This is a genomic window from Agromyces sp. Root81, from assembly GCF_001429165.1.
GTDB lineage: Bacteria > Actinomycetota > Actinomycetes > Actinomycetales > Microbacteriaceae > Agromyces.
Window position 1 is genome coordinate 508,720 of the sequence record NZ_LMIR01000001.1, and the last position, 23,171, is coordinate 531,890.

The window sequence follows — 23,171 nt, forward strand, 5'->3', positions numbered from 1 at the left end:
CGGGCAGTCGCGGTTCGCCGAACTCAGCCGAGCGCGCCCGGATTCGAGAGGCGCCACCACGTTCCGGGATCGGCGAGCTGGGCGTCGAGCACGAGCGGCACGCTGATCTCCTGCGAGCCGGCGCGCACGACGGCCGTGCCGACCTGCGTGCCGCGTTCCGCGGTCGTGACGGGCTCGGCCTGCACCTCGACGTCGACGGGCGTGTCGCTCCACACGACGAGGCTGGCCCCGTCGGCGGTGCGCGCCCGAGCGGTCTCGCCCCACGGTGTCGAGTACTCGGCGAGCACCTGGTTCGCCTCGAGCGGCGCGACCTCGTGGAACCCGGGGGCGACAGAGTCGAGCAGGGCCGCGATGGCCTCGTCGAGCACGGAGTGGCTCTCGCCGCCGAGCAGCACGCCGACCACGGTCACGTTCGACGCACCCACGGCGTAGTCGGCCGTGAACAGCAGGTTCGCCGCGTCATCCGTCGTGCCGGTCTTCATGCCGTCGACGCCGTGCGTGCCGAGCAGCTTGTTCGAGTTCTCCAGGGTGCCGATCTCGGGGATCTCGACGCTCTTCGACGCGACGATGGCCGCGACCGTCGGGTCGCGGAGTGCGATCTCGCCGAGTGCGACCATGTCGGCCGCGGTGCCGACGTTGTCGTCGGAGATGCCGCTGGAGTCGACGACGTGGGTGTTCGCAAGCCCATTGGCGGCCAGCCAGGCGTTGGCCTTCTCGACGAGCGCCTCCTCGGAGCCGAAGGCCCAATTCGCGATGGAGATGCCGTAGTTGTTGCCCGACGGGATGAGGAGGGCCTCGAGGCTCTCCTTGAGGCTCAGCGTCGCGCCGGCCTCGACGGGGGCGACCGAGCCGTTCTGGGCGACCATGTCCCAGTAGATGTCGACGTCAGCGTCGGTGTAGGCGATGTCGGGGCCGCTCTCGCCGGCCGGGATCGGATGCTCGGCGAGCACCGTGAGCGCGGTGATCACCTTCGTGATGCTCGCCATCGGCATGGGGGTCGACTCGTTGCCGGCGGCCAGGAGTCCGTCGAACCCGACGGCGCCGACGGCGTAGCTCCCGAACCCGGGCAGTGAAAGCGGCTGCGGGGCCGCGGCGACCGGCTCGGGGTCGGTGATCTGCGGCGCTGCGGCGGGCACTGCGGCGCCGAGCGCGTTGGCGGTGTAGACGCCGCCGGTCGTGAACAGCGCGATGACGAGCGCGAGCGCGCTGAACACGACGATGCGACGGCGTCGGTACACCTTCGCCTTCGTCTCCCGAGCCTCGGCGTCAGTCATCGGCGGCCTCCTCGTCGAGGGCGACCGCGTAGAGCACGACCGCGGCGGCCGCCGCGACGTTCAGCGAGTCGACGCCGTGGCGCATGGGGATCGTCACGACCCGGTCGGCCGATTCGAGGGCGGTGCGGCTGAGACCGTCGCCCTCTGCACCGAAGACGAGCGCGAGGCGCTCGGGCGCATCTGCGGCGAGGTCGGGCAGTGAGACCGCGTCATCGGCGAGGGCGAGGGCCGCGATCGTGAAGCCGTGCGCGTGCAGCAGTTCGGCCGCCTCCGGCCATTCGGGCAACCGCGTCCACGGCACCTGGAACACCGTGCCCATGCTCACGCGCACGCTCCGGCGGTAGAGCGGATCGGCGCAGCGCGGGCTGACGAGCACAGCGTCGGCGCCGAGGGCGGCCACGCTCCGGAAGATGGCCCCGACGTTCGTGTGATCGACGATGTCCTCGAGCACGACGACGCGCCGGGCGCCCGAGAGGAGCTCGGCCGGGTCGGCGAGCACCGGCCGCTCGAACGCCGCCAGCGCACCGCGGTGCACGCGGTACCCCGTGATCGCCTCGAGCTGGTCGGGGTCGGCGAGGTGCACGGGGATGTCGAACGGCGCGAGCACCGGTTCGAGGCCCGCGAGCCACTTCTCCTCCATGAGCACCGAGCGCGGGCGGTGGCCGGCGCCGATCGCCCGGCGGATGACCTTCGCCGATTCGGCGATGTAGAGGCCCTGTTCGGGCTCGTGGGTGCTGCGCAGCGCGACGTCGGTGAGCCGTGCGTAATCGGCCACCGCATCGGATGCCGCGTCGCGGACTCGTTCGATGTGCATGCGTCTCCTCACCCTCCAGCCTGCCAGTGCCGGAAACATTCCGGAAAACGGAGACGTCTAGACTCGGCACCATTGTGGAAGGGAGAGTCGCGTGAGCACTGATACCGAGGCTCCGGTCGCGGCCGGACCGCAGCTCGCGGAGGCGATCGAACTGCTCCGCGGCGCGCGCGTCGCGGTGCTCACCGGGGCGGGCGTCAGCACCGACTCCGGCATCCCCGACTATCGCGGCGAGGGTGCGCCGGTGCGCACGCCGATGACCGTGCAGACCTTCCTCGCCTCCGAGCAGGCGCGCAAGCGCTACTGGGCGGGCAGCCACCTCGGCTGGCGCAGCTTCGGCAGCGCCGTGCCGAACCGGGGCCACCTCGCCCTCGCCGAACTCGAAGCGCGCGGCGTCGTCGGCGGTGTGATCACCCAGAACGTCGACGGGCTCCACCGGCGGGCAGGCAACCGGCACGTCATCGAACTGCACGGCAGCATGGACCGCGTGCTGTGCCTCACCTGCGGCCAGCACTACGCCCGCCAGGCGATCGCAGCCCGGCTCGAGGCCCTGAACCCCGAGATCGACCTCGAGACCACGATCCGGCCCGCTCCCGACGGCGATGTGGAGGTCGACGACGTCGATGCCCTGGTGATTCCGTCGTGCACCGTGTGCGGCGGCATCCTGAAGCCCGACGTGGTCTTCTTCGGCGAGTTCGTGCCCGCCGACCGGTTCCAGGCCGCGGCCTCCCTCGTGCAGGGCGCCGACGTGCTGCTCGTCGCCGGCTCCTCGCTCGTCGTGAACTCCGGCATGCGACTCATCGAGCAGGCGCGGCGCAAGCGTCTGCCGATCGTCATCGTCAACCGAGGCGTCACGAAGGGCGATGGCCGCGCCGCAGTCAAGGTCGACGCGGGCGCGAGCGAGACGCTCGTCGCGATCGCGGCCGCCCTCGATTCGTGACGGCCGCGGTCGTTCTGCGAGAGTTGACGCCATGACGGATGCTGCGACCGACGCCCGCACCGAGTCGGTGCTCATCGCCCTCGTGCGCCACGGCGAGACCGACTGGAACCGCGAACGGCGCATCCAGGGCACCACGGACATCCCGCTGAACGACACCGGTCGCGCGCAGGCGGCGCAGACGGCCGAGCGCCTCGCGAGCGAGCCCTGGAATGCCGTCTACGGCACCCCGCTCTCGCGTGCCGCCGAGACGGCGCAGATCATCGCCCGTTCGCTCGAGCTGCCCGAGCCCCCGCTCGTCGCGGGGCTCGCGGAGCGCAGCCACGGCGTGCTCGAAGGTCTCGACCACGCGGGTCGCGCCGCGCTCGAGGCTCAGGCCGCGACCATCGAGGGACTCGAGCCCCGCTCGACCGTGATCGAGCGGTCGACCGCGGCGCTCGCCGAGATCGCGGCGGCCCACCCCGGCGGCTCCGTCGTCGTGGTCTCGCACGGCGGCGTCATCCACTCGCTCATGCTGCACCTCAGCGGCTGGACGCTGCCCGGCGCCGGCTACGCGGTCGCCAACGGCTCCGTGCACCTCGTGCGCTTCGAGGCGGGCGAGCTGCAGCTCGTCGAGCCCGAGGCGCTCACTGGCACGAACGCGTAGCGGAACCCGGGTCGGGTACGACCACGTCGAGGCTCGCCGAGTGCACGGTTCGGCAGTGTCACCCGACCCGACGGCGCCGGCGGCGCCGGTTGCCGGCGACCGTCGACTGCATGAGCGCGAGCAGGCGGTCGGCCGACGCCGCCCAGTTGTAGCGGGCGGCGACACCCACGCCGGCCTCGGAGCGCCGCTCCCACTCCCCTTCGCGTTCGAGCGACCAGAGCGCCGCGACGAGCGACTCGGGGTTCTCGGGGTCGAAGTAGACGGCGGCGGCGCCGCCGATCTCGCGGAAGATCGGGATGTCGCTGACGACCACGGGCGTGCCGAGCCGCATCGCCTCGACGAGCGGGATGCCGAAGCCCTCGGCCTTCGACGCGTGCACGAGCGCGGTCGCGCCAGAGAGCAGCTCGGCGTACGCGGCATCCGTCACGCCGTCGTGGAAGACGAGCCGAGCCTGCGGCGCGAGGCGCGTGAGTCGCGAACGTTCATCGGCGCTGATGCGGCTGAGCAGGTGCAGCTCGTGGTCGGGCAGGGCCGCGACGGCGCGCACGAGCGTGTCGACGTTCTTGTAGGGCATGTAGGAGCCCATGTAGACGAGCCGGTGGCCCTCGGGGCGCGTACGCGGCAGCGCCGGCGCGCCGAGGTCGTCGGCCGCGTTGGGCACGACGGTGACGGGCCGGTCGGTCAGGTGATGCTCGTGGATGAGGCCAGCCGTCGTCTCGGAAACCGTCACGACCTGGTCGGCGCGGTTCAGCAGCATGCGCTGCGGCCACCAGGCGAGGTGGTACAGGCGCCAGAGCAGGCGCACGGGAGCCGGCAGGTCGCGCGGCGGCGTGCGGTTCTCGTAGTAGATCAGGTCGTGCAGCGTCAGCAGCAGCTTGTAGTCGCGCCCCCACGAGCCCATCGTCTGCATCGGCGTGAAGACGACGTCGGGCCGCAGCTTCTTGACCTGCAGGGCGACGAGCGGCTCGCGGATGCTCGTGGGCGAGCTCACGAGCTGCCATGGCAGCTCGGGCAGCATGGCGAGCTGACGGTGGTCGCTCACGAGCATGGTGAGCGGATGCCGCTTGCCGAGCTCCGTCACGATGCCCGCCGTGAATCGGCTGATGCCGTCGTGCTGCCCGATGCGGGTGTAGCGGCAGTCGACGATGATCCTCACGCGCGCGCCCCGGCGCCGAGGAACGTCAGGATGCGCGAGGCGGCATCACCGGGCGTCTCGTAGTGGATGAGGTGGCCGACCTCGGGGATCACCTCGAGGGTCGCGTCGGGGAAGAGCGTGACGAGCCGGTGCTGCGCCGTGATCGGCGTGACGTCGTCGCGCTCGGCGGCGACGAGGAGGGTCGGCACTGAGATGTCGGCGGCGAACTGGCTGACGTCGTTGCTGACGGAGGCCTGGAACGCCTCGAGCACCGCGTCGCGGTCGCCGAACGCCGAGAAGTAGCGGTCGTGCTGGTCGTGGATGAAGCGGCGGAGCGACTTCGACCGGGTCTTGGCCATCGTCACGCTCATGACGCGCACGACGACGCCGTTGCGGAGCAGCGCGAAGCCGGCGCGCTCGGGCAGCGCGGCCGCGGTGCGGTAGTAGAAGACCGCGAGTCGGGTCATGATGCCGCGCGGGCCCTCGAGGGCCGGGGCGCCGATCGGGTTGACGAGCACGAGGCGCTCGGGTGCGAGCCCGCCGGCGACGGCGGCCGCCGAGACGATCGAGCCGAAGGAGTGGCCGAGCAGGGCGTAGGGACCGGTGATGCCGACGGCGTCGATGAACGCGCCGAGCCAGGCGGCGTACGCCTCGATGTCGTGCGGGCGGTCGGCGAAGGTCGCCGATTCGCCGAACCCCGGCAGGTCGGGCGAGATGATGCGGAAGCCGGGCAGCTGGGCGACGACAGGTTCAAGGCCGTGGTGGTCGCCGCGGAAGCCGTGCACGAGCACGAGCAACGGGGCATCCGCTTCGCCGTACTCCCACCAGGCCGTCTCGGTGCCGTCGACGTCGACGCGGTGCGCTCGCACGGGGATGCGAGCGAGCTGCTCGGCGTACGGAGAGGTGATCATCCCTGCCATTCTATGGTTCGAGGCGGAGTGCCTGCTGATCGCCGTGGAGACCGGTGGCCGTGCGGATGCCGCCGACACGCGACCTCGCACGGCATCGATGACGGTGGCCGACCGTAGCCTGACGGCATGGATCTTCTGGGTGGCCACTGGGCCGACACGCTCGCCGTCTTCGACCTCGAGACGACGGGCATCGACGTCGACACGTGCCGCATCGTCACGGCCCACGTCGGCGTGATCGGCGCCTCCGGCGAGGTGCTCGAGCGGCGGGAGTGGCTCGTCGACCCGGGGGTCGAGATCCCCACCGCGGCGTCGCTCATCCACGGCGTCAGCACCGAACGCGCCCGCCTCGAGGGGCAGCAGGCGCCGGTCGCGGTCGCCGAGATCGTCGGCGCATTGACGGATGCCGCGGCGCGGGGCCTGCCGATCGTGGCGTACAACGCCGCGTACGACCTCACGATCCTCGACCGCGAGGCGTCCAGGTACGGCGTCGCTCCCCTGCCAGTGCCCGGTGCGGTCATCGACCCGCTCGTCATCGACAAGGCCGTCGACAAATACCGCCGCGGCAAGCGCACGCTCTCGGCGACCGCCGAGCACTACGGCGTCGTGCTCGACGACGCCCACGATGCCGGCGCCGACGCCGTGGCAGCCGGGCGCGTCGCCCAGGCCATCGCGCGCACCTTCCCCGAGCTCGCCGCGACCGCCGTCGCCGAGTTGCACGCACGACAGGTCGACTGGAGCCGCGAGCAGGCCGAGAGCTACCAGGCGTGGCGCCGCAAGAACGGCGAGCCCGAGTTCACGACGTCAGGCGCCTGGCCGGTGCGCTGAGTCATCCTTCGACTCCCCCGGCGCGCGAATCCTCGAGTAGACGAACAGGTCCCGTCGCTCGGAACGGATCACGCGCCATGATCTGAGCAGCCCCTCGCGCTCGAACCCCGCCGCCTCGGCGGCCTTCCAGGAACCGGTGTTCCATGGCTCGACGAACAGTTCGAGGCGCTCGAGCGACTGCAGGCTCCACGCCCACGTGCTGAGCGCACGCAGGGCGGCTGAAGCGTAGCCGTTGCCACGCGCCGACTCGACGATCCAGTAGCCGATGCTGGCGCGCCCCGGATCGTCGCCAGCGGGCCAGAGCCCGATCTGGCCGATGGCTCGATCGGCGGCGTCCGCGATCGCGAACGAGTACCCCGTGCCCGAGCGCAGGCGCCGATGCTGGCGTGCGATGTACGCGAGTGCGCCTCGGCGGTCGGCGTTTCGGGGAACGGTGGTGATGTCGGGGATCAACGGATCCCGTGAGGCCTCGCGCACCGTCTCGACGTCATCGTCGCGGAACGCGCGAAGCACGACTCCCGTGCCCGCCAGGGCGGGCAGCGTGAGCGCAGGTGGCGTGCTCCTGCGACTGCGCGACGGTCCCGGCATCCGGCGACGCTAACACGAACCGCTCAGGGCGCGACAGCACCCGTGCAGACGACGAAGGCCCCGCCATCGGCGGGGCCTTCGTCGTGCGGCGGTGTTTAGGCGCCGAAGTTCTTGAAGCGCTGGTTGAACTTCTCGACGCGGCCGGCCGAGTCCATGATGCGCTGCTTGCCCGTGTAGAACGGGTGCGACTCGGACGAGATCTCGACGTCGATGACCGGGTAGGTCTCACCGTCGAGCTCGATCGTCTTGTCGCTCGTCGCCGTCGAGCGGGTGAGGAACGTGGCGCCCGAAGCGAGGTCGCGGAAGACGATTGCGTTGTACTCGGGGTGGATGTCGGTCTTCATGGAGACTTCCTTGGATTTCAGCTGGTGAAGCATTCGGACGGTGGATACGAAGCCTGCGCGCGCAGGGAAAAAAGGCGGCCCACGGGCCAGCTATCGATCTTAGCAGAATCGACGGCAATGTGCGGTCACACGGCGCGAGCCGCGTATCGACCGTCGGTCTCGGTCAGCTCGATCTTCATGTCGAACGTCTTCGAGAGGTTCTCGGCGGTGAGCGCCTCCGCGAGCGGACCCGCGGTGACGATGCCGCCCTTCTGCAGCAGCAGGGCGTGCGTGAAGCCGACCGGGATCTCTTCGACGTGGTGGGTGACCATCACGATCGCGGGCGAGGCCGACGACGCGGCATAGCCGCCGAGCAGGGCGACGAGCTCTTCGCGGGCACCGAGGTCGAGGCTCGCGGCCGGCTCGTCGAGCAGCAGCAGTTCGGGGTCGGTCATGACCGAGCGGGCGATCTGCACGCGCTTCTGCTCGCCGTCGGAGAGGCTGCCGAAGCGGCGGTCGGCGAAGCCCTCGAGGCCCCACTCCGAGAGCACGCGCTGCGCACGGCGGAGGTCGATCGCCTCGTACTCCTCGTTCCAGCGGCCGGTGACCGAGTAGGCCGCCGTCAGCACGACGTCGATGACCGTCTCGTTGCGCGGGATCTTGCGGGCCATCGCGGTCGAGGCGAACCCGATCATGGGGCGCAGCTCGAAGACGTCGACCTTGCCGAGCGCCTCCTGCAGCACGTCGGCGGTACCCGAGGTGGGGTGCATCGCGGCAGCTGCGATCTGCAGCAGCGTGGTCTTGCCCGCGCCGTTCGGCCCGAGGATGACCCAGCGTTCGTCGGAGGCGACGCTCCAGTTGACCGAGTCGAGGATCGTGTTGCCATCGCGGACCACCGACACATCGTGGAACTGCAGAACCGTGCTCGCCATGCGTCCCATGCTATCGGCAGCGCGGAGGTCGCTCGGCGCACCCGACTCGCCGCGCGCGTCGACGCGGGTCACCGAGCGAGCACCCGGCTGTACAGCTCGAGCGTGCGCTCGGCGATCGCCGCCCAGCCGAAGTCAGACTCGGCGCGTCGCCGCCCGGCGGCACCCATCTCGGCCGCGCGCGCGGGGTCGCTCACGACCGCGGTGAGCGCCGCAGCGAGGTCGACGACGAAGCGGTCGGGATCGACCGGCGTGCCGGTGCCGTCGTCGAGCTGCTCGATCGGCACGAGCACGCCCGTGACGCCATCGGCCACGACCTCGGGGATGCCGCCCGTGGCCGTGCCGACCACCGGCGCACCGCAGGCCATCGCCTCGAGGTTCACGATGCCGAGCGGCTCGTAGACCGAGGGACAGACGAAGGTCGTGGCGGAGGTGAGGAGCGCGGAGAGCTCGGCGCGCGGCAGGTGCCGGTCGATCCAGACCACCCCGCCGCGTTCGGCGCGCAGCTCGTCGACGAGGGCGGTGACCTCCGCCATGATCTCCTCGGTGTCGGGCGCACCGGCGCAGAGCACGAGCTGCACGTCGTCGGGCAGCAGGCGTGCAGCGCGGAGCAGGTAGGGCAGCCCCTTCTGCCGGGTGATGCGGCCCACGAAGACGATCGACGGCCGCCCGGGGTCGACACCGAGCGACCGCACCGTGTCGGGATCGTCACGCGGAGCCCAGTCCTCGAGGTCGATGCCGTTGTAGACGACCTCCACCCTGGCCGGGTCGATCGACGGGTAGGAGCGCAGGATGTCGCGGCGCATGCCCTCGCTCACGGCGATCACCGCATCGGCGTCCTCGAAGGCGGTGCGCTCGACCCAGGACGAGAGCCGGTACCCGCCGCCGAGCTGCTCGGCCTTCCACGGACGCAGCGGCTCGAGGCTGTGCGCCGTCACCACGTGCGGCACCCCGTGCAACCGCTTCGCCGTGAACCCGGCGAAGTTCGCGTACCAGGTATGCGAGTGCACGAGATCGGCGCCGGCGGTGTCGCCCGCCATGAGCAGGTCGACGCCCATGGTGCCGAGCGCCGGGTTCGCCGCGGCGAACTCCGGCGGAGTCGGATATCCGAACGTGCTCGGCTCGGCACGCGGCGCACCGAAACACCGCACCTGCACGTCGATGCTCGTGCGCAGCGCTCGCACGAGCTCCGCGACGTGCACACCGGCACCCCCGTAGACCTCGGGTGGATACTCGCGGGTGAGCAGGTCGACGCGCATGCTGCAAACGTAGCGCAGCGGCATCCGTCATGCCCCGACTTCGCGGCCCGCCATCGCGCCGCGCTGACTACAGTTGTGGCATGGCGACGCGCAAGGTTTTCGGCATCGTCCTCGCCGGCGGCGAGGGCAAACGACTCATGCCCCTGACGGAAGACCGTGCAAAGCCCGCGGTGCCGTTCGGCGGTCAATACCGCCTCATCGACTTCGCTCTCTCGAACCTGCTGAACTCCGGCCTTCGACAGATCGTCGTGCTCACCCAGTACAAGTCGCACAGCCTCGACCGCCACGTCTCCCAGACCTGGCGTCTCAGCGGGTTGCTGAACTCCTACGTGGCCTCGGTGCCCGCCCAGCAGCGCCTCGGCAAGCGCTGGTTCTCCGGATCGGCCGATGCGATCCTGCAGAGCCTCAACCTCATCTACGACGAACGCCCCGACCTCATCGTCGTGGTCGGCGCCGACCACGTGTATCGCATGGACTTCAGCCAGATGATCGAGGCGCACCTCGAGTCCGGCGCCGCCGCGACCGTCGCGGCGATCCGTCAGCCGATGGCACTCGCCGACCAGTTCGGCGTCATCGAGGTCGATCCAGCCAACCCCGGCCGCATCCATCGGTTCCTCGAGAAGCCCACCGACCCGATCGGCCTCCCCGATTCGCCGAACGAGGTGCTCGCCTCGATGGGCAACTACGTCTTCGACGCCGATGCACTCATCGACGCCGTGCTCCGCGACGGCGAGCGCACCGACTCGAGCCACGACATGGGCGGCGACATCATCCCGGCGTTCGTCGCACAGGGTGCGGCCGGCGTGTACGACCTGCAGCGCAATGTCGTGCCGGGGTCCACCGACCGCGACCGGTACTACTGGCGGGACGTCGGATCCATCGACTCGTTCTTCGAGGCCCATCAGGACCTGATCTCGGTGCTGCCCGTCTTCAACCTCTACAACAGGGAGTGGCCCATCTTCGGTCAGCAGCTGAACTCTCCTCCGGCGAAGTTCACGCGCGATGCCCGCGGCACGCTCGGCACCGTCATCGACTCGATCGTCTCGCTCGGCTCCGTGATCTCCGGTGCGCACGTCGAACGCAGCGTCATCGGGCCGTGGGCGATCGTCGGCTCCGGCGCGCACGTTGCCGACTCGATCCTCTTCGACCGGGCGCGCATCGACGCCGGCGCCACTGTGCGGCGGGCGATCCTCGACAAGGAGGTCGTCGTCGACGCGGGAGCGCGCATCGGCGTCGACCGGGCCGAAGACCTCGCACGCGGTTTCATCGTGACCGACAGCGGCATCACCGTCGTGGGCAAGGGCTCACGCGTCCGGGCCGCCGCGTGAGCGCCGGCACCACCGGCCGCGCGAGCGGCCCCCTCGTCGTGCTCGACGCCGACTCGACCCTCATCCGCGAGGAGGCGATCGAGCTGCTCGCCGAAGCAGCCGGCAGCCTCGAGCACGTCGCCGCGGTGACGGAACGCGCGATGCGGGGCGAGCTGGACTTCGCCGAGAGTCTGCGCGAACGCGTCGCGACCCTCGCCGGCCTCGACGCCGACGCGCTCGCCGCGGCGCGTGAGCGCATGACGCCGACCCCGGGCGTGCAGGAGCTCATCGCCGGCGTGCACGCGGCAGGAGGGCGGGTGGGCGTCGTCTCCGGCGGCTTCCACGAACTGCTCGACCCGCTCGCCGAGCGACTCGGGCTCGACTTCTGCCGGGCGAACCGGCTCGAGGTCGTCGACGGCCGGCTCACCGGCGTGGTCGACGGACCCATCATCGATGCGGCTGCGAAGGCGACGGCGCTCGCCGAATGGGCCGAGGCCAGCGGCATCCCGCTCCATCGCACCGTCGCCGTGGGCGACGGTGCGAACGACCTGCGCATGCTCGACCGCGCGGCGCTCGGCATCGCGTTCTGCGCGAAGCCGATCGTGCGCGCACAGGCGGATGTCGCGATCGATCGACCCGACCTGTCGCCGGTGCTCGCACTGCTCGGCCTGCGCGGGTGACCGACGGCGTGCCGCTCGCTGGCCTTCGACAGCGCCCCGGCGTAGCATCGCGGCATGGCTGAGCCCCACGGTGGTCGCTCGGCGCACCCTGTGATCCTCGGGGTGACCCCCGGGCAGCCGCAGCACGTCGTGCTGCAGGCCGCCGTCTTCGCGAGTCGCTTCGGAACCGAGCTGGTGTGCGCGTACGTCAATCCGGCGCGGTACCCGACCGATGAGTCCGACGACGGCTCGGTCGAGAGCGCCTCGATCGATCCCGACTTCGCCGACGAGCACGAGACGGCGTTCGACGAGGCGCTGGCGGTCTCATTGCGCCACACCCTCGCCGACTCCGATGTGTCGTGGCGGCTGCTCGCACTCGCCGGCGATGTCGCAGGCGCGCTCGGACACCTCGCTGAAACGCTCGACGCCGCCATGATCGTCGTGGGGACGCATGACCGCTCACTCGGCGGGAGCCTGCACGGGTTCTTCAGCCGCTCGGTCGGTGCACAGTTGGCGCACCGTCAGCCTCGACCGGTCGTCGTCGTTCCCGCACCGGTGAGCGCGATACCGCGACACCGCGAGGGAACCGACTCGTGACGGATGCGCGGCCGCTCCACCTCAGGTGGGGAGCGATCGCCCTCGTCGTCATGGGCGGTATGGCCGGCTCGGCGGCTCGTGCCGGGCTCACCCTGGCGATCCCCACGATCGCAGAAGTGCCGATCGCCATCGCGCTCGTCAACATCGTCGGTGCATTCGTGCTCGGCTGCCTGTATGCCGCGCTCGCGCATCGGGGCCACGACGACGTGTCGGCCGTGAATCTGCGGCTGCTCCTCGGCACCGGCTTCTGCGGCGGGTTCACGACCTACAGCGCGCTGGCCGACGACACCGTCGTGCTCGCGGTGCACGGCGCGGTCGGCGACGCGGTGCTCTACGCGCTCGGCACGGTGCTGGTCGGCGGTCTCGCGACGTGGGCGGGCATCGTCGCCGGCACCGCGCTCGGCGGCGGGCGCGAACGCACCGCCCGGGCTGGGGAGGCACGATGAGCCTTCCCCTGTTCCTCACGATCGTCGTCGCCGGCGGTCTGGGCGCGGGCGTGCGTTTCACCGTCGACGGCCTCGTCCGATCGCGGGTTCGCACCGCGTTCCCCTGGGCGACGACGATCATCAACGTGTCGGGCTCGTTCGCGCTCGGCCTCATCACCGGAGTGTCGCTCTCGGGCCTGCTTCCGCAGGAGTTCGCGCTCGTGCTCGGCACCGGATTCCTCGGCGGCTACACGACGTTCAGCACAGCCAGTTACGAGACCGTGCAGCTCATCCGGCAGCGACGGTACGCCTCGTCGCTCGTCAGCGGCGTGCTGATGCTCGTGCTCTCCGTCGCCGCAGCCGGTCTCGGCTTCTGGCTCGGCGGCGTGTTCTGACCGCTCCGGTCGATCCTGTCAGCCGGATCCGGCTGACGGGAACGTGCGAGGGTTAGTGACCCATCCCGAGTCCGCCGTCGACGGGGATGACGGCGCCCGAGATGTACCCGGCTTCGTCGCCAGCGAGCCAGGCGACGACCTTCGCGACCTCTTCGGGAGCGGCGAAGCGACCGAGCGGGATGTTCTTCTTGTACTCGGCCTGCTGGGCCTCGGGCAGTTCGTCGGTCATGTCGGTCTCGATGAAGCCCGGCGCGACGACATTGGCCGTGATGTTGCGTGCCCCGAGCTCGCGGGTGAGCGAGCGGGCCATGCCCACGAGGCCGGCCTTCGAGGCGGAGTAGTTGACCTGGCCGGCCGAGCCGTACAGCCCGACGACGCTCGAGATGAGCACGATGCGGCCGAAGCGGGCCTTCAGCATGCCCTTCGAGGCGCGCTTGACGACGCGGAACGCGCCAGTGAGGTTCGTGTCGACGACGCTCGTGAAGTCGTCTTCGCTCATGCGCAGGAGCAGCGTGTCGCGCGTGATGCCGGCGTTGGCGACGACGACCTCGACGGGGCCGAGTGCGGCCTCGACCTCGGTGAAGGCGGCGTCGACGGATGCCGCGTCGGTCACGTCGGCCCGCACGGTGAGCGAGCCCTCCGGGCCCTCCCCGGAACGGGCGGTGACGGCGACCCGGTGCCCCTGGGCGATGAACTCGCGGGCGATCGCGAAGCCGATGCCCCGGTTGCCACCGGTCACGAGAACAGTGCGGCTCGTCGTCATGCGTAGTACTCCTTCTCACGTCGGGCCCGAACGGCCCGTTTCAGCATAGAGGCTCGAGCATTCGGGGCATCCGCCGACCGGATACGGACGTAGGCTTGGAGGAAGAGGAGTGCCGCAGGACCACGGCGACCACCATGAAGCAGCAGCAGTCGATCACCACGCTGCCGCCCTCGCCAGAAGCGGAGCGGCGGTCGCGCATGATCAAGTACACGATCGCGATGTCGATCCGTGTGCTCTGCATCATCGGGCTGCTCTTCGCGAAGGGCTGGTGGCTCGCGGTGTTCGCCGCTGGGGCGATCTTCCTGCCGTACTTCGCAGTCGTGCTCGCGAATGTCCAGGGCTCGGGCCGGCAGCGCCCCGTGCTGCGGCCGGGCGGCCTCGTTCGCCGTACTCCCCCGCCGACGGGTGAGCCGACGGCGGAACCGTCGGACTCAGAGACCCCCGAGACAGCCGAGACGACCCCTGAGGCGACCGACGACGGCGAACGCGGTGCCGCATGATCGGTGGATTGGGCGCGTCGCCCGACCACGGCGTCTGCTCGCGCGCGGAATGCCGTACAGCGGCGACCTGGCGCATCGACTGGCGCAACCCGCGCATCCACACGGGCGACCGCGGCAAGACCTGGCTCGCATGCGACGAGCACGTCGACTACCTGCGCGGCTTCCTGGAGGCGCGCTCGTTCCCGGTCGAGGTCGCCGCATTCGACGACACCGATACCGCAGACGGAGACTTCGAGTGAACGAGTGGCGCTTCCTGTTGCATCGACGGTGGGCGGGCTATCTCGTGCTCGTGATCGTCTTCGCGATCGCCTGCTCGGCGCTCGGCACCTGGCAGTTCAACCGTCGCGCCGAAGCGCTCGCCGAGGTCGCCCGCATCGACGCGAACTACGATGCGCCTGCCGTGCCGGTGGCCGAGGCGCTGCCCGATCCCGCGGCGTTCGACATCGACCAGCGCTGGCAGGTGGTCGCGCTCTCCGGCGAATACCTCGCCGCCGAGGAGATCGTCGTTCGGAACCGTCCGTTCGAGGGCAGCTCCGGCTTCCAGGTGATCACGCCGTTCCGACTCGACGACGGCACCGTGTTCATGGTCGATCGCGGCTGGATCGCGCAGAACTCCGAGGGACGACCGAGCGATGCGCCGCCGCCGCCGAGCGGCCAGGTCGCGGTCGAAGCCCGGCTGAAGGCCGGTGAGGGACGCATCGACGGCCGCACCTCGACGGGTGTCGAGTTCGCGACCATCGACCTCGAGGAGCTCTCGGAGCGCGTCGGCGAGCCGAGTTACACGGCCGCGTACGGCGTGCTCGTGCAGTCGGGCTCCGACGCCGACGAGCCGCCGCTGGCCGCAGCGCGTCCCGAGCGCGACGAGGGACCGCACCTCTCCTATGCGCTGCAGTGGTACGTCTTCGCGCTGATGGCCTTCATCGGCCTCGCGTGGGCGGCGAACCAGGAGCGGAAGGCGCTCGCCGAGACATCCGGTTCGACGGATGCCTCGACTCGCGCCGCTCGCAAGCCGAAGCCGAAGCGGAGAGACGCCGATTCCGACCTCGAGGACGGCGTGCTCGACCGGCGGTGAGCGTCGGGCGCCCGTTCGGTCATCGGCGCCCGACCTCAGGATGGGTCGGCGACGATCTCGGCCTTGAATCCTGCGGAGTTCTCCAGCCAGCCCGCGTAGTGCGCCTCCCCGCCGGCGTGCGGGTAGCGCTCCTGATAGAGCGGTCGCCACCCGTGGGCGGGTGCGTCGGCCATGATCGCGTCGACCACTGCCGGCTCGCCGGCGCTGAACGCGAGGTGGTTCACGCCGACGCTCCGACGATCGTGCACGGGGGTCGTCAGCATCGGCGACGTCGTCAACGTGAGGTACGCACCTCCGGCGCTCCACGACTGGCCCTCGGGCCAGTCGCCGTCGAGCGCGAAGCCCACTCGTTTCAGCAGCCAGCCCCACTCGGCGCGCGCCTCCCGGAGATCCGAGATCCACAACTCGACATGATGAAAGCCCGGCACGCCACGATTCTGCCAGACGGGTCCGACGTCCCCGACATGCAATGCCTATGCGAGCTCGATGAGCTCCTGGTACTCGCGGCTCCAGTGGTCTTCGGTGCCGTCGGGCATGATGAGCACGCGCTCGGGGTTCAGGGCCTCGACCGCACCCGGGTCGTGCGAGACGAGCACGACCGAGCCCTCGTAGTGCGCGAGCGCGTCGAGGATCTCGGCACGGCTCGCGGGGTCGAGGTTGTTGGTCGGCTCGTCGAGGAGCAGCACGTTCGCACCGGAGACGACGATCATCGCGAGCGCGAGACGCGTCTTCTCGCCGCCCGAGAGCACGCCGGCCGCCTTGTGCACGTCGTCACCCGTGAAGAGGAACGATCCGAGCACCTTGCGCGCCTCGGTCTCTGTGAGGTTCGGGGACGCGCTGACCATGTTCTGGAGCACCGAGCGCTTGACGTCGATCGTCTCGTGCTCCTGTGCGTAGTAGCCGACGCGCAGGCCGTGCCCGGCCTCGACGGCACCGGTGTCGGGCTTGTCGACTCCCGCGAGGATGCGGAGCAGCGTGGTCTTGCCCGCGCCGTTCAGGCCGATGATGACGACCTTCGAGCCGCGGTCGATCGCGAGGTCGACGGCTGTGAAGATCTCGAGCGATCCGTAGCTCTTCGAGAGATCCGACGCCGTGATCGGCGTACGGCCGCACGGAGCGGGCGTCGGGAAGCGGAGCTTCGCAACCCGGTCGACGGTGCGCACCTCATCGAGTCCGGCGAGGAGCTTCTCTGCACGGGCCACCATCTGGTGCGCCGCAGCAGCCTTCGAGGCCTTGGCGCCGAACTTCGCGGCCTGCAGTTGCAGGACTCCCGCCTTCTTCTCGGCGTTCACCCGCTCCTTCTTGCGACGCTCCTCGTCAGCGGCGCGCTGACGCTGGTAGTGCTTCCAGCCCATGTTGTAGATGTCGATCGCCGAACGGTTCGCGTCGAGGTAGAACACTCGGTTCACGACCTCGCCGACGAGCACGACATCGTGCGAGATCACGATCACGCCGCCCCGGTAGTTCTTCAGGAACTCGCGGAGCCAGACGACGGAATCCGCGTCGAGGTGGTTCGTCGGTTCGTCGAGGATCATCGTCTCGGCGTCGGAGAAGAGGATGCGCGCGAGCTCGATGCGGCGTCGCTGACCGCCGGAGAGAGTCTTCAGCGGCTGGTCGAGGATGCGGTCGGGCAGGTTCAGGTTCGAGGCGATCGAGGCCGCCTCGGCTTCGGCGGCGTAGCCGCCGAGTGCGTTGAAGCGGTCGGTGAGGTTGCCGTACTTCTTCATGGCGCGTTCGGCGACTGCCGGGTCCGCGTCGCCCATGCTCAGGGATGCCTCGTGCATGCCGAGCGCGATCTGCCCGAGCCCGCGTGCATCGAGGATGCGGGTGCGAGCGAGCATCTCGGGGTCGCCGGAGCGCGGATCCTGCGGAAGGTAGCCGATCTCGCCGCTGCGCTCGATTCGACCTCCGGTGGGCAGCGTCTCGCCGGCGAGGGTCTTCGTGAGGGTGGTCTTTCCGGCGCCGTTCCGGCCGACGAGGCCGATCTTGTCACCGTCGGAGACGCGGAAGTCGACGTGCTCCATCAGTACGCGCGCACCGATGCGGATCTCGAGATCATGAACGGCGAGCACGGGGGGTTCCTCCGAAACGACAGGGGTGGGATGGCGTGCCGAGCGGCACAGCCTCCCAGTCTATCCCGCCGGGCGCGGCTCCGTGGCGGCACGGCGACCGCGCACGGATGCCCCAGGCATCCGCCAGACTCTGAGCATGCCGAAACTCGCCAGCGACGCGCGCGTTCGCGCCGCCCGCCTCGAATCGCACGGGCTCGCCCGCGGCCTTCCCTCGGTCGCCGATGCAGTGCGTCGCCTCGGCGCGGTGCAGGCGCAGGACTTCGCCGCCTCGAAATGGGTGCTCGGCGCACGTGTGCACGACTCGGTCGCCGCCGACGTCGATGCGGCGATCGAGTCGCGCGAGGTGCTGCGCTCCTGGCCGATGCGGGGCACCCTCCACCTCGTGCCCGCCGAGTCGCTGCGCGACATCCTCGCGATCACCGGACCGCGCATCCTGCAGCGCGCCGCCACGACCCATCGGGAGCTCGAGCTCGACGCCGAGGTCTACTCCGCGGCACGGCGCATCGCCGAGCGCGAACTCGAGGGCGGCCGATCGCTCTCCCGCGACGAGCTGCAGGCCATGTGGCAGGCCGCGGGCATCTCCACGGCGGGTCAGCGCGGGTACCACCTCATCTGGTGGCTCGCGCACGACGGCGTACTCTGCTGCGGCCCCGTCGAAGGCCGGGGGCAGCGCTTCGTGCTGCTCGACGAATGGTCGCCTCGAGCGGCGCCGGCCCGAGCACGTGATGAGACACTCACGGCACTGCTCCTCGCCTACCTGACCGGACACGGGCCCGCCACCGTGCAGGACTTCGCCTGGTGGAGCGGCGTCACCCTGACCGACGCGCGTGCTGCCCTCGCCGATGCCAGCGACGCGGTGGCATCGTTCGACGATGAACGCTTCGTCGTCGCGTCGTCGAGTGGGAGCACGCCGCCGTCGCGTGCCACCGGTCGCCACGCGCTCGCGGCGTTCGACGAGTACTACCTCGGGTATCGCGATCGCGGCCCCGTCTGCGACCGCGCCCATGCCGCTCGCATCGTGCCCGGCGGCAACGGCGTCTTCCAGCCGACGCTCGTGCACAACGGCCGGGTCGTCGGACTCTGGCGCAAGTCCGAGCGGGCGCGTGCGACCTCCGTGACGCTCGACGGATTCGACGGATCGCTCGACCCGATCGCCTTCACGCCGCGCCTGCGCGAGTGGGCACGGTTCCGGGGCCGGGAGCTCGGCGAGGTCACGACGATCGATTGAGCGAGGGCGGCGGCATCCGCTGCGCGCACATGCGAACGGCGGCCGTGCGAGTGCACGGCCGCCGTTCGGAAGAGCGTCGGACTACTGCTCGAGCGAGGCCTGCAGCTCGAGGGTGATCGTCACCTGGTCGCCCAGGAGCACGCCGCCGGTCTCGAGCGCTGCGTTGTAGTGCAGGCCGAATTCCTCGCGGTTGATGACGGTCTTCGCCGTGGCGCCGCCCTTGTAGTTGCCGTAGGGGTCGCCGCCGAAGCCGCCGAAGTCGAAGTCGAAGGTGACCGGCTTCGTGATGCCGCGGATCGTGAGCTCGCCGTCGACCTTGAAGTCGCCCTGCTCGACGCGCACGCCGGTCGAGACGAAGTCGATGGTCGGGTGGGCCTCGGCCTCGAAGAAGTCGCCGGTGCGCAGGTGCGCGTCGCGGTTCGGCTCGTTCGTGGTGATCGAGGCGACTTCGGCCGACGCGGTGACGCTCGAGTCGAGCGGGTTCTCGGCGGTGACGAACGTCGCGGTGAAGCGCTCGAACTTGCCCTTGACCTTGCTGATCATGATGTGGCGGATGCTGAAGCCGACCTCGCTGTGGGCGGTGTCGATGTTCCAGGTGCCTGCGCGGTATCCGGGGATCTCGATGGTCGGTGCAGTCGTCGTCATGTTGGGCGGTCTCCCGTGTTCGGTGTCGTGGCGGCCGTTCGGCCACGCCTATGCAAACGCATGAAGAGCAGAGGTATTCCCGCTGGGCGGAGATTCTTCAGCGGATTCTCGGGTTCAGTCCGCGAGGGTGCGTCGCAGGGTCAGCACCCGCTCGGCGGCGGCATCGAGCTGCGTCTCGGTGATGCGTCCCGACTGCACCGCGCCGACGATCGAGCCGACGAGGCCCTCGACCGAGATGCCCATCGTCGCCGGATCCGCTGGAAGCACGTAGAGCAGGAGGTCGGCTCCGGCCGCCACGGCGCGCACGGCGTTCTCTCCCGGATCCGCGTACTCCGGCAGGCCGTTGTGCTGCAGCATGAGCATGTCGTCGGTCACGACGACGCCGTCGAAGTCGAGCTCGTCGCGGAGGACCCGGTGCCACTCGGGCGAGAGCGAGGCCGGGGCGAGGTCGACCGCGGGGTAGCTGAGGTGGCCGGTCATGACGAGTTCGGCGCCCGCGTCGATACCGCTCGCGAACGGCATCGACGGGCCGGCCCGCCACTCGTCGATGGTGAGCGGCGCCGTCGGAACGCTCGAGTGCGAGTCGCCCGGTGCCGCCCCATGACCCGGGAAGTGCTTGATGGTGCTCGCGACGACGCCCTGCTCCCCCGTCACTGCGCCGGCGACCCGTTCGGCCGAGCCGACGGGGTCGGTGCCGAGCACCCGCCCGAAGATGAAGGAATCGGGATCGGCGGTGACATCGGCGACGATGCCGAAGTTCACGTTCACCCCGCTCTCGGCGAGCACGGTCGCCCTGGCCGCGTAGGCGGCCTCGGCTGCGGCCGGCGCTTCGGTGCGCAGGACGTCGGCGGACGCGGCACCGTCCCACGGCAGCCGCTGCACCTCACCGCCCTCCTCGTCGATGCCGATGAGCACGGGAGCCTCGGGGTCGGACTGCACGGCGGCGGTGAGCGCACTGAGCTCGGCCGGGCCCGCGGGCACGTTGTCGCCCATGAGGATGAGCCCGGACACGCCGGCGTCGACGTACGCACGCAGGGGCGCCGGGTCGGTGCCCGGCGCGTGCACCATGAGCAGCGCTGCCGCCTTCTGCTCGGTCGTGAGCTGCGACATCCGCTCGTCGACCCACTCGGCGATCGGGTCCACGGGGGCGGGCGCCGCCGTGGGCGGGGTCGAACGAGACGGCGCGCCCTCGGTGGCGGGTGCCGCGCACGCGGTCATCGCCAGCAGCGTCGCCGTGATCAGGAGCGGCAGGCGCGCATTTCGGAAGACTCGCATCCGAACGACTCTACGGTGCGTGTCCGAACGAGCGCCGAGAGCCGCCGTGGGTAGACTCGCGGCCTCGAAGGGGGTCTCGTGCGAGCCAGGCCGAGGTACGCAGCAGGCGCGGCGGCGCTCATCGCCGCAACGCTGATGCTGCCCGTGGCCCCGGCGTTCGGCGAGGACTACCCGAGCTGGGACGAGGTCGTCGCGGCCAAGCAGGACGTCGCTTCGCGCGAGGCCGAGGCGACGCGCATCAGCGGCCTCGTCGCCTCGCTCGAGACCACGGCCGCCGCGCTGGGCGATGCGGCCGTGGAAGCCGCCGGTGCATCGGCCGCAGCAGCTGCGGCTCATGCCACGGCCGAACAGCGGTCCGCCGCCCTCGCAACGGCGTCAGCGGCAGCGGATGCCGAGGCCATCGCCTCGGGTGAACGGCTCGGACGCGTCGGCGCAGTGCTCGCCCGTTCGGGCGGAGCGGATGTCACACTGCGCCTGCTGTTCGCCGACGACGCGCCGACCGAGCTGCTGCAGGGGCTGTCGCGTGCCGCGCAGCTCACGAACCTCTATGGCGGCATCGCCGACCAGGCCGAGGCGGCGAAGGCCGAGTCGGCCTCGCTGTCGGCCCAGGCCGAGGTCGCCGAGCGGGAGCGGTCGCGTCTCGCGGATGCCGCCGCGGCGGCAGCGGCCGAAGCGGAATCGGCGCACGAGGCCGCCGAAGCCGAACTCGCCGAACAGCGCGTCGTCGTCGACACGCTCTACGCCCAGCTCGCGAGCCTGCGCGACAGCACGGCGGTGCTCGAGCGGCAGTACCAGACGGGCGAGCAGCTGCGGCTGGCGGAGTTGGAGCGGCAGCGTACCGCCGAGGCGGCGGCGAGCCGCAGCTCCGTCGGGGTCGGCAGCGCGCCGCCGCCCGGCGTCGTCGTCGACACCGCAGGCGCCAAGGCGTACGCGGCCGGTGCCGTCGCCCGATACGGCTGGGGAGCGGGCGAGTACCAGTGCCTCGTGAAACTCTGGACGCGCGAGTCGAGCTGGCGGGCCGACGCCTACAACGCCTCGAGCGGCGCCTACGGGATCCCGCAGTCGCTGCCCGGCAGCAAGATGGCCAGCGCCGGTGCCGATTGGCGCACGAATGCCGCGACGCAGATCGAGTGGGGCCTCTCGTACATCGCCGATCGCTACGGCTCGCCGTGCGGCGCGTGGGCGCACTCGGAGCGATTCAACTGGTACTAGCGCTACAACTGGTAGTGATGCATGCCGACACGAACGACGACGAACTCGCGGTCTTCCGGCGCCACGGTGCCGAAGGGGTGCTGCTGCTGGGCGGCGGGGCGGCGATCCTGCTGCAGTTGGCCGACCCCCGGGTCGCGCGCGGCGTCGCGCGCCACAGCGGCTTCCGGGAGCGCCCGCTCGACCGCCTGATCGGCACGCTCGACTACGTCTACGCGATCGGCTTCGGCGACGAGCAGCTCGCCGCCGAGGCGGTGCGCGCGGTGAATCGGCGCCACGCCCCGGTGCGCGGCGAGGCCGACGGCGAGCAGCCCGCCTACAACGCGTTCGACGCGGACGCCCAGCGGTGGGTGGCCTCGACCCTGCTCGCCGTCGCGCTGACGTTGCACGAACGGCTCGAAGGCCCGCTCCCCGCCGAGACCGCCGATGTCATCGTGCGCGGGTACGCGCCGCTCGGGACTCGGCTCCAGGCCGCGGGCGAAGGCTGGCCCGACACCCGGGCCGAGTTCGATGCCTGGTGGCGCGGGCACCTCGCCGACCTCGAGGTCGGCGACGAGGCCCGATCGGTTGCGAGGAGCCTGCTCTCCGGGGCATCCGCCCTGCCGTTCGGCGCCGGCCTGCTGCTGCCGCTCGTGCGCCTCATGACGGCCGCGCTGCTGCCCGCGTCGATCAGGGCGGCCTACGGGTTCCGCTGGACGCCACGGGTCGAGCGCGTCGCGAACGGATGGCTCGACGCGATCGCCGTGATCTGGCCGTTGCTCCCCCGCGCCATCAGGCACGCGCCGATGCACGCATCCCTTCGTCGCGCGAAGCGCCGCAGCCGGTACTCTGGAACCGAACCACGAGGACGATGATGACCCAGCAGGTACCGCACCGCAACGACGCGCTCGACAGCATCGACCGCCGTATCGTCGCCGAGCTGAGCCGCGACGGGCGCCTCTCTGTGCGCACGCTCGCCGAACGGGTGCACATCTCCCGCACCGCGGCGCACAATCGGGTGCAGCAGCTGCAGCAGCGCGGCGTCATCACGGGGTTCGGCGCCCACATCGACCGCAAGGCGATCGGCCTGAACATCTCGGCACTCGTCGTCGTGCGCATCGGCGAGGTGTCGTGGGAGTCGATCGCCGAGAAGCTCGCGACGCTGCCGTTCGTCGAGAAGGTGCAGGCCGTCTCGGGCGACATCGACATCATCCTCACGGTGAGCGCGCCCGACCACGAGCAGCTGAGCCAGGCGATCCTGCGCGACATCCACGACATGCCGGGCGTCGTCTCGACGCGGTCGCACCTGATCCTCGCCGAGATCGAGGGTCATCCGCCCGCGCAGACGCTGGACATCTGGCGATCCTGACGCCTCTCCGGGTGGACGTTCGGCCGCGCTTTCGAGTT

At 70.7% G+C, this 23,171-nt stretch carries 28 protein-coding genes; 15 read left to right on the top strand and 13 right to left on the bottom strand.

Translation table 11 applies throughout. From position 1 onward, the window contains the following. Nucleotides 1-23: 23 nt before the first annotated feature. A complete protein-coding gene (locus ASE14_RS02515) occupies nucleotides 24-1,274 on the bottom strand; it encodes a D-alanyl-D-alanine carboxypeptidase family protein (RefSeq protein ID WP_056650285.1) in 1,251 nt (416 codons plus the stop codon). After that, nucleotides 1,267-2,088 carry an RNA methyltransferase gene (locus ASE14_RS02520; RefSeq protein ID WP_056650287.1) on the bottom strand — a complete coding sequence of 274 codons (822 nt, stop codon included), beginning with the start codon at nucleotides 2,086-2,088 and terminating at the stop codon, nucleotides 1,267-1,269. Before ASE14_RS02520 ends, ASE14_RS02515 begins: the two co-directional genes overlap by 8 nt. A 91-nt stretch (nucleotides 2,089-2,179) precedes the next feature. Between ASE14_RS02520 and ASE14_RS02525 the strand changes: the two genes are divergently transcribed. Together ASE14_RS02525 and ASE14_RS02530 are read left to right on the top strand one after the other, a co-directional pair. Then, a complete protein-coding gene (locus tag ASE14_RS02525) occupies nucleotides 2,180-3,025 on the top strand; it encodes an NAD-dependent protein deacetylase (RefSeq protein WP_056650290.1) in 846 nt (281 codons plus the stop codon). A gap of 31 nt (nucleotides 3,026-3,056) precedes the next feature. Beyond that, nucleotides 3,057-3,668: a histidine phosphatase family protein gene (locus tag ASE14_RS02530; protein WP_056650293.1), complete on the top strand. Its 612-nt coding sequence runs from the start codon at nucleotides 3,057-3,059 to the stop codon at nucleotides 3,666-3,668. Between the two features lie 58 nt (nucleotides 3,669-3,726). Here the strand turns inward: ASE14_RS02530 and ASE14_RS02535 are convergent, their stop codons facing one another. Together ASE14_RS02535 and ASE14_RS02540 are read right to left on the bottom strand one after the other, a co-directional pair. Then, entirely contained in the window at nucleotides 3,727-4,824 is a 1,098-nt protein-coding gene (locus tag ASE14_RS02535; RefSeq protein WP_056650297.1) for a glycosyltransferase family 1 protein, read from the bottom strand. Continuing rightward, nucleotides 4,821-5,714: an alpha/beta fold hydrolase gene (locus ASE14_RS02540; protein ID WP_056650299.1), complete on the bottom strand. Its 894-nt coding sequence runs from the start codon at nucleotides 5,712-5,714 to the stop codon at nucleotides 4,821-4,823. Before ASE14_RS02540 ends, ASE14_RS02535 begins: the two co-directional genes overlap by 4 nt. A 126-nt stretch (nucleotides 5,715-5,840) precedes the next feature. On the opposite strand from ASE14_RS02540, the gene ASE14_RS02545 reads away from it, so the two are divergent. After that, the gene (locus ASE14_RS02545; protein ID WP_056650302.1) at nucleotides 5,841-6,539 is read left to right on the top strand and encodes an exonuclease domain-containing protein; all 699 of its coding nucleotides are present in this window, start codon (nucleotides 5,841-5,843) and stop codon (nucleotides 6,537-6,539) included. On the opposite strand, the gene ASE14_RS02550 is transcribed toward ASE14_RS02545, so the two are convergent. The 4 genes from ASE14_RS02550 to glgA form a co-directional block, all read right to left on the bottom strand. Then, on the bottom strand, nucleotides 6,516-7,127 hold the full coding sequence (locus ASE14_RS02550; protein ID WP_056650305.1) for a GNAT family N-acetyltransferase: 612 nt from the start codon (nucleotides 7,125-7,127) through the stop codon (nucleotides 6,516-6,518). The two genes, ASE14_RS02545 and ASE14_RS02550, sit on opposite strands and share 24 nt — an antisense overlap. A 95-nt stretch (nucleotides 7,128-7,222) precedes the next feature. Continuing rightward, nucleotides 7,223-7,471 carry a type B 50S ribosomal protein L31 gene (locus ASE14_RS02555; RefSeq protein ID WP_056650308.1) on the bottom strand — a complete coding sequence of 83 codons (249 nt, stop codon included), beginning with the start codon at nucleotides 7,469-7,471 and terminating at the stop codon, nucleotides 7,223-7,225. A 125-nt stretch (nucleotides 7,472-7,596) separates the two neighbouring features. After that, entirely contained in the window at nucleotides 7,597-8,382 is a 786-nt protein-coding gene (locus ASE14_RS02560) for an ABC transporter ATP-binding protein (RefSeq protein ID WP_056651661.1), read from the bottom strand. Between the two features lie 68 nt (nucleotides 8,383-8,450). After that, a complete protein-coding gene (gene glgA, locus ASE14_RS02565; RefSeq protein ID WP_056650311.1) occupies nucleotides 8,451-9,638 on the bottom strand; it encodes a glycogen synthase in 1,188 nt (395 codons plus the stop codon). An 80-nt stretch (nucleotides 9,639-9,718) separates the two neighbouring features. On the opposite strand from glgA, the gene ASE14_RS02570 reads away from it, so the two are divergent. Genes ASE14_RS02570 through crcB form a run of 5 tightly spaced genes read left to right on the top strand, consistent with a single transcriptional unit; the run spans nucleotide 9,719 to nucleotide 13,021 of the window. Further along, nucleotides 9,719-10,966 (top strand): glucose-1-phosphate adenylyltransferase, encoded by a 1,248-nt coding sequence (locus ASE14_RS02570; protein ID WP_056650316.1) that lies wholly within the window; start codon nucleotides 9,719-9,721, stop codon nucleotides 10,964-10,966. Beyond that, a complete protein-coding gene (gene serB, locus ASE14_RS02575; RefSeq protein ID WP_056650319.1) occupies nucleotides 10,963-11,625 on the top strand; it encodes a phosphoserine phosphatase SerB in 663 nt (220 codons plus the stop codon). The genes ASE14_RS02570 and serB overlap by 4 nt, the downstream gene beginning before the upstream one ends. A gap of 54 nt (nucleotides 11,626-11,679) precedes the next feature. Beyond that, nucleotides 11,680-12,201: a universal stress protein gene (locus ASE14_RS02580; RefSeq protein ID WP_082599978.1), complete on the top strand. Its 522-nt coding sequence runs from the start codon at nucleotides 11,680-11,682 to the stop codon at nucleotides 12,199-12,201. Then, nucleotides 12,198-12,647: a CrcB family protein gene (locus ASE14_RS02585; protein ID WP_235511059.1), complete on the top strand. Its 450-nt coding sequence runs from the start codon at nucleotides 12,198-12,200 to the stop codon at nucleotides 12,645-12,647. The genes ASE14_RS02580 and ASE14_RS02585 overlap by 4 nt, the downstream gene beginning before the upstream one ends. Continuing rightward, nucleotides 12,644-13,021 carry a fluoride efflux transporter CrcB gene (crcB, locus tag ASE14_RS02590; protein WP_056650325.1) on the top strand — a complete coding sequence of 126 codons (378 nt, stop codon included), beginning with the start codon at nucleotides 12,644-12,646 and terminating at the stop codon, nucleotides 13,019-13,021. Before ASE14_RS02585 ends, crcB begins: the two co-directional genes overlap by 4 nt. Before the next feature lie 52 nt (nucleotides 13,022-13,073). Here crcB and fabG read toward each other — a convergent pair whose 3' ends face one another. Continuing rightward, entirely contained in the window at nucleotides 13,074-13,784 is a 711-nt protein-coding gene (gene fabG, locus ASE14_RS02595) for a 3-oxoacyl-[acyl-carrier-protein] reductase (RefSeq protein ID WP_056650328.1), read from the bottom strand. Between the two features lie 134 nt (nucleotides 13,785-13,918). Here fabG and ASE14_RS02600 point away from each other — a divergent pair, with 134 nt between their 5' ends. From ASE14_RS02600 to ASE14_RS02610, 3 genes are read left to right on the top strand one after another with little or no spacing between them, the layout of a single operon-like run. After that, nucleotides 13,919-14,284 carry a DUF3099 domain-containing protein gene (locus ASE14_RS02600; protein ID WP_082599979.1) on the top strand — a complete coding sequence of 122 codons (366 nt, stop codon included), beginning with the start codon at nucleotides 13,919-13,921 and terminating at the stop codon, nucleotides 14,282-14,284. Then, nucleotides 14,281-14,523, top strand: coding sequence for a hypothetical protein (locus tag ASE14_RS02605; protein WP_056650331.1), 243 nt, complete (start codon nucleotides 14,281-14,283; stop codon nucleotides 14,521-14,523). Before ASE14_RS02600 ends, ASE14_RS02605 begins: the two co-directional genes overlap by 4 nt. Further along, a complete protein-coding gene (locus tag ASE14_RS02610; RefSeq protein WP_056650335.1) occupies nucleotides 14,520-15,356 on the top strand; it encodes an SURF1 family protein in 837 nt (278 codons plus the stop codon). Before ASE14_RS02605 ends, ASE14_RS02610 begins: the two co-directional genes overlap by 4 nt. A 35-nt stretch (nucleotides 15,357-15,391) precedes the next feature. On the opposite strand, the gene ASE14_RS02615 is transcribed toward ASE14_RS02610, so the two are convergent. Next, entirely contained in the window at nucleotides 15,392-15,784 is a 393-nt protein-coding gene (locus tag ASE14_RS02615; protein WP_056651663.1) for a VOC family protein, read from the bottom strand. Nucleotides 15,785-15,829: 45 nt separating this feature from the next. Continuing rightward, nucleotides 15,830-17,428 carry an ABC-F family ATP-binding cassette domain-containing protein gene (locus ASE14_RS02620; protein ID WP_056650338.1) on the bottom strand — a complete coding sequence of 533 codons (1,599 nt, stop codon included), beginning with the start codon at nucleotides 17,426-17,428 and terminating at the stop codon, nucleotides 15,830-15,832. Between the two features lie 136 nt (nucleotides 17,429-17,564). Between ASE14_RS02620 and ASE14_RS02625 the strand changes: the two genes are divergently transcribed. Beyond that, complete coding sequence (locus ASE14_RS02625) at nucleotides 17,565-18,656, top strand: winged helix DNA-binding domain-containing protein (protein WP_056650341.1); 1,092 nt, start codon at nucleotides 17,565-17,567, stop codon at nucleotides 18,654-18,656. Nucleotides 18,657-18,737: 81 nt separating this feature from the next. On the opposite strand, the gene ASE14_RS02630 is transcribed toward ASE14_RS02625, so the two are convergent. Both ASE14_RS02630 and ASE14_RS02635 read right to left on the bottom strand, forming a co-directional pair. Beyond that, on the bottom strand, nucleotides 18,738-19,301 hold the full coding sequence (locus ASE14_RS02630; protein ID WP_056650344.1) for a YceI family protein: 564 nt from the start codon (nucleotides 19,299-19,301) through the stop codon (nucleotides 18,738-18,740). Between the two features lie 114 nt (nucleotides 19,302-19,415). Continuing rightward, nucleotides 19,416-20,576, bottom strand: coding sequence for a glycoside hydrolase family 3 N-terminal domain-containing protein (locus tag ASE14_RS02635; RefSeq protein ID WP_056650347.1), 1,161 nt, complete (start codon nucleotides 20,574-20,576; stop codon nucleotides 19,416-19,418). Between the two features lie 78 nt (nucleotides 20,577-20,654). On the opposite strand from ASE14_RS02635, the gene ASE14_RS02640 reads away from it, so the two are divergent. Genes ASE14_RS02640 through ASE14_RS02650 form a run of 3 tightly spaced genes read left to right on the top strand, consistent with a single transcriptional unit; the run spans nucleotide 20,655 to nucleotide 23,133 of the window. Further along, on the top strand, nucleotides 20,655-21,788 hold the full coding sequence (locus ASE14_RS02640) for a lytic transglycosylase domain-containing protein (RefSeq protein ID WP_056650350.1): 1,134 nt from the start codon (nucleotides 20,655-20,657) through the stop codon (nucleotides 21,786-21,788). Between the two features lie 17 nt (nucleotides 21,789-21,805). Beyond that, the gene (locus ASE14_RS02645; protein WP_056650355.1) at nucleotides 21,806-22,639 is read left to right on the top strand and encodes an oxygenase MpaB family protein; all 834 of its coding nucleotides are present in this window, start codon (nucleotides 21,806-21,808) and stop codon (nucleotides 22,637-22,639) included. After that, nucleotides 22,639-23,133: an Lrp/AsnC family transcriptional regulator gene (locus ASE14_RS02650; protein ID WP_200953250.1), complete on the top strand. Its 495-nt coding sequence runs from the start codon at nucleotides 22,639-22,641 to the stop codon at nucleotides 23,131-23,133. The genes ASE14_RS02645 and ASE14_RS02650 overlap by 1 nt, the downstream gene beginning before the upstream one ends. The last annotated feature ends 38 nt before the right edge of the window (nucleotides 23,134-23,171 follow it).

Excerpts from the sequence above, each read along its gene's own strand:
- ASE14_RS02515 (WP_056650285.1), bottom strand. The coding sequence starts at position 1,274 with ATGACTGACGCCGAGGCTCGGGAGACGAAGGCGAAGGTGTACCGACGC.
- ASE14_RS02520 (WP_056650287.1), bottom strand. The coding sequence starts at position 2,088 with ATGCACATCGAACGAGTCCGCGACGCGGCATCCGATGCGGTGGCCGAT.
- ASE14_RS02530 (WP_056650293.1), top strand. The coding sequence starts at position 3,057 with ATGACGGATGCTGCGACCGACGCCCGCACCGAGTCGGTGCTCATCGCC.
- ASE14_RS02540 (WP_056650299.1), bottom strand. The coding sequence starts at position 5,714 with ATGATCACCTCTCCGTACGCCGAGCAGCTCGCTCGCATCCCCGTGCGA.
- ASE14_RS02545 (WP_056650302.1), top strand. The coding sequence starts at position 5,841 with ATGGATCTTCTGGGTGGCCACTGGGCCGACACGCTCGCCGTCTTCGAC.
- ASE14_RS02550 (WP_056650305.1), bottom strand. The coding sequence starts at position 7,127 with ATGCCGGGACCGTCGCGCAGTCGCAGGAGCACGCCACCTGCGCTCACG.
- ASE14_RS02555 (WP_056650308.1), bottom strand. The coding sequence starts at position 7,471 with ATGAAGACCGACATCCACCCCGAGTACAACGCAATCGTCTTCCGCGAC.
- ASE14_RS02560 (WP_056651661.1), bottom strand. The coding sequence starts at position 8,382 with ATGGCGAGCACGGTTCTGCAGTTCCACGATGTGTCGGTGGTCCGCGAT.
- glgA (WP_056650311.1), bottom strand. The coding sequence starts at position 9,638 with ATGCGCGTCGACCTGCTCACCCGCGAGTATCCACCCGAGGTCTACGGG.
- ASE14_RS02570 (WP_056650316.1), top strand. The coding sequence starts at position 9,719 with ATGGCGACGCGCAAGGTTTTCGGCATCGTCCTCGCCGGCGGCGAGGGC.
- ASE14_RS02580 (WP_082599978.1), top strand. The coding sequence starts at position 11,680 with ATGGCTGAGCCCCACGGTGGTCGCTCGGCGCACCCTGTGATCCTCGGG.
- crcB (WP_056650325.1), top strand. The coding sequence starts at position 12,644 with ATGAGCCTTCCCCTGTTCCTCACGATCGTCGTCGCCGGCGGTCTGGGC.
- fabG (WP_056650328.1), bottom strand. The coding sequence starts at position 13,784 with ATGACGACGAGCCGCACTGTTCTCGTGACCGGTGGCAACCGGGGCATC.
- ASE14_RS02600 (WP_082599979.1), top strand. The coding sequence starts at position 13,919 with ATGAAGCAGCAGCAGTCGATCACCACGCTGCCGCCCTCGCCAGAAGCG.
- ASE14_RS02605 (WP_056650331.1), top strand. The coding sequence starts at position 14,281 with ATGATCGGTGGATTGGGCGCGTCGCCCGACCACGGCGTCTGCTCGCGC.
- ASE14_RS02625 (WP_056650341.1), top strand. The coding sequence starts at position 17,565 with ATGCCGAAACTCGCCAGCGACGCGCGCGTTCGCGCCGCCCGCCTCGAA.
- ASE14_RS02630 (WP_056650344.1), bottom strand. The coding sequence starts at position 19,301 with ATGACGACGACTGCACCGACCATCGAGATCCCCGGATACCGCGCAGGC.
- ASE14_RS02635 (WP_056650347.1), bottom strand. The coding sequence starts at position 20,576 with ATGCGAGTCTTCCGAAATGCGCGCCTGCCGCTCCTGATCACGGCGACG.
- ASE14_RS02645 (WP_056650355.1), top strand. The coding sequence starts at position 21,806 with ATGCATGCCGACACGAACGACGACGAACTCGCGGTCTTCCGGCGCCAC.
- ASE14_RS02650 (WP_200953250.1), top strand. The coding sequence starts at position 22,639 with ATGACCCAGCAGGTACCGCACCGCAACGACGCGCTCGACAGCATCGAC.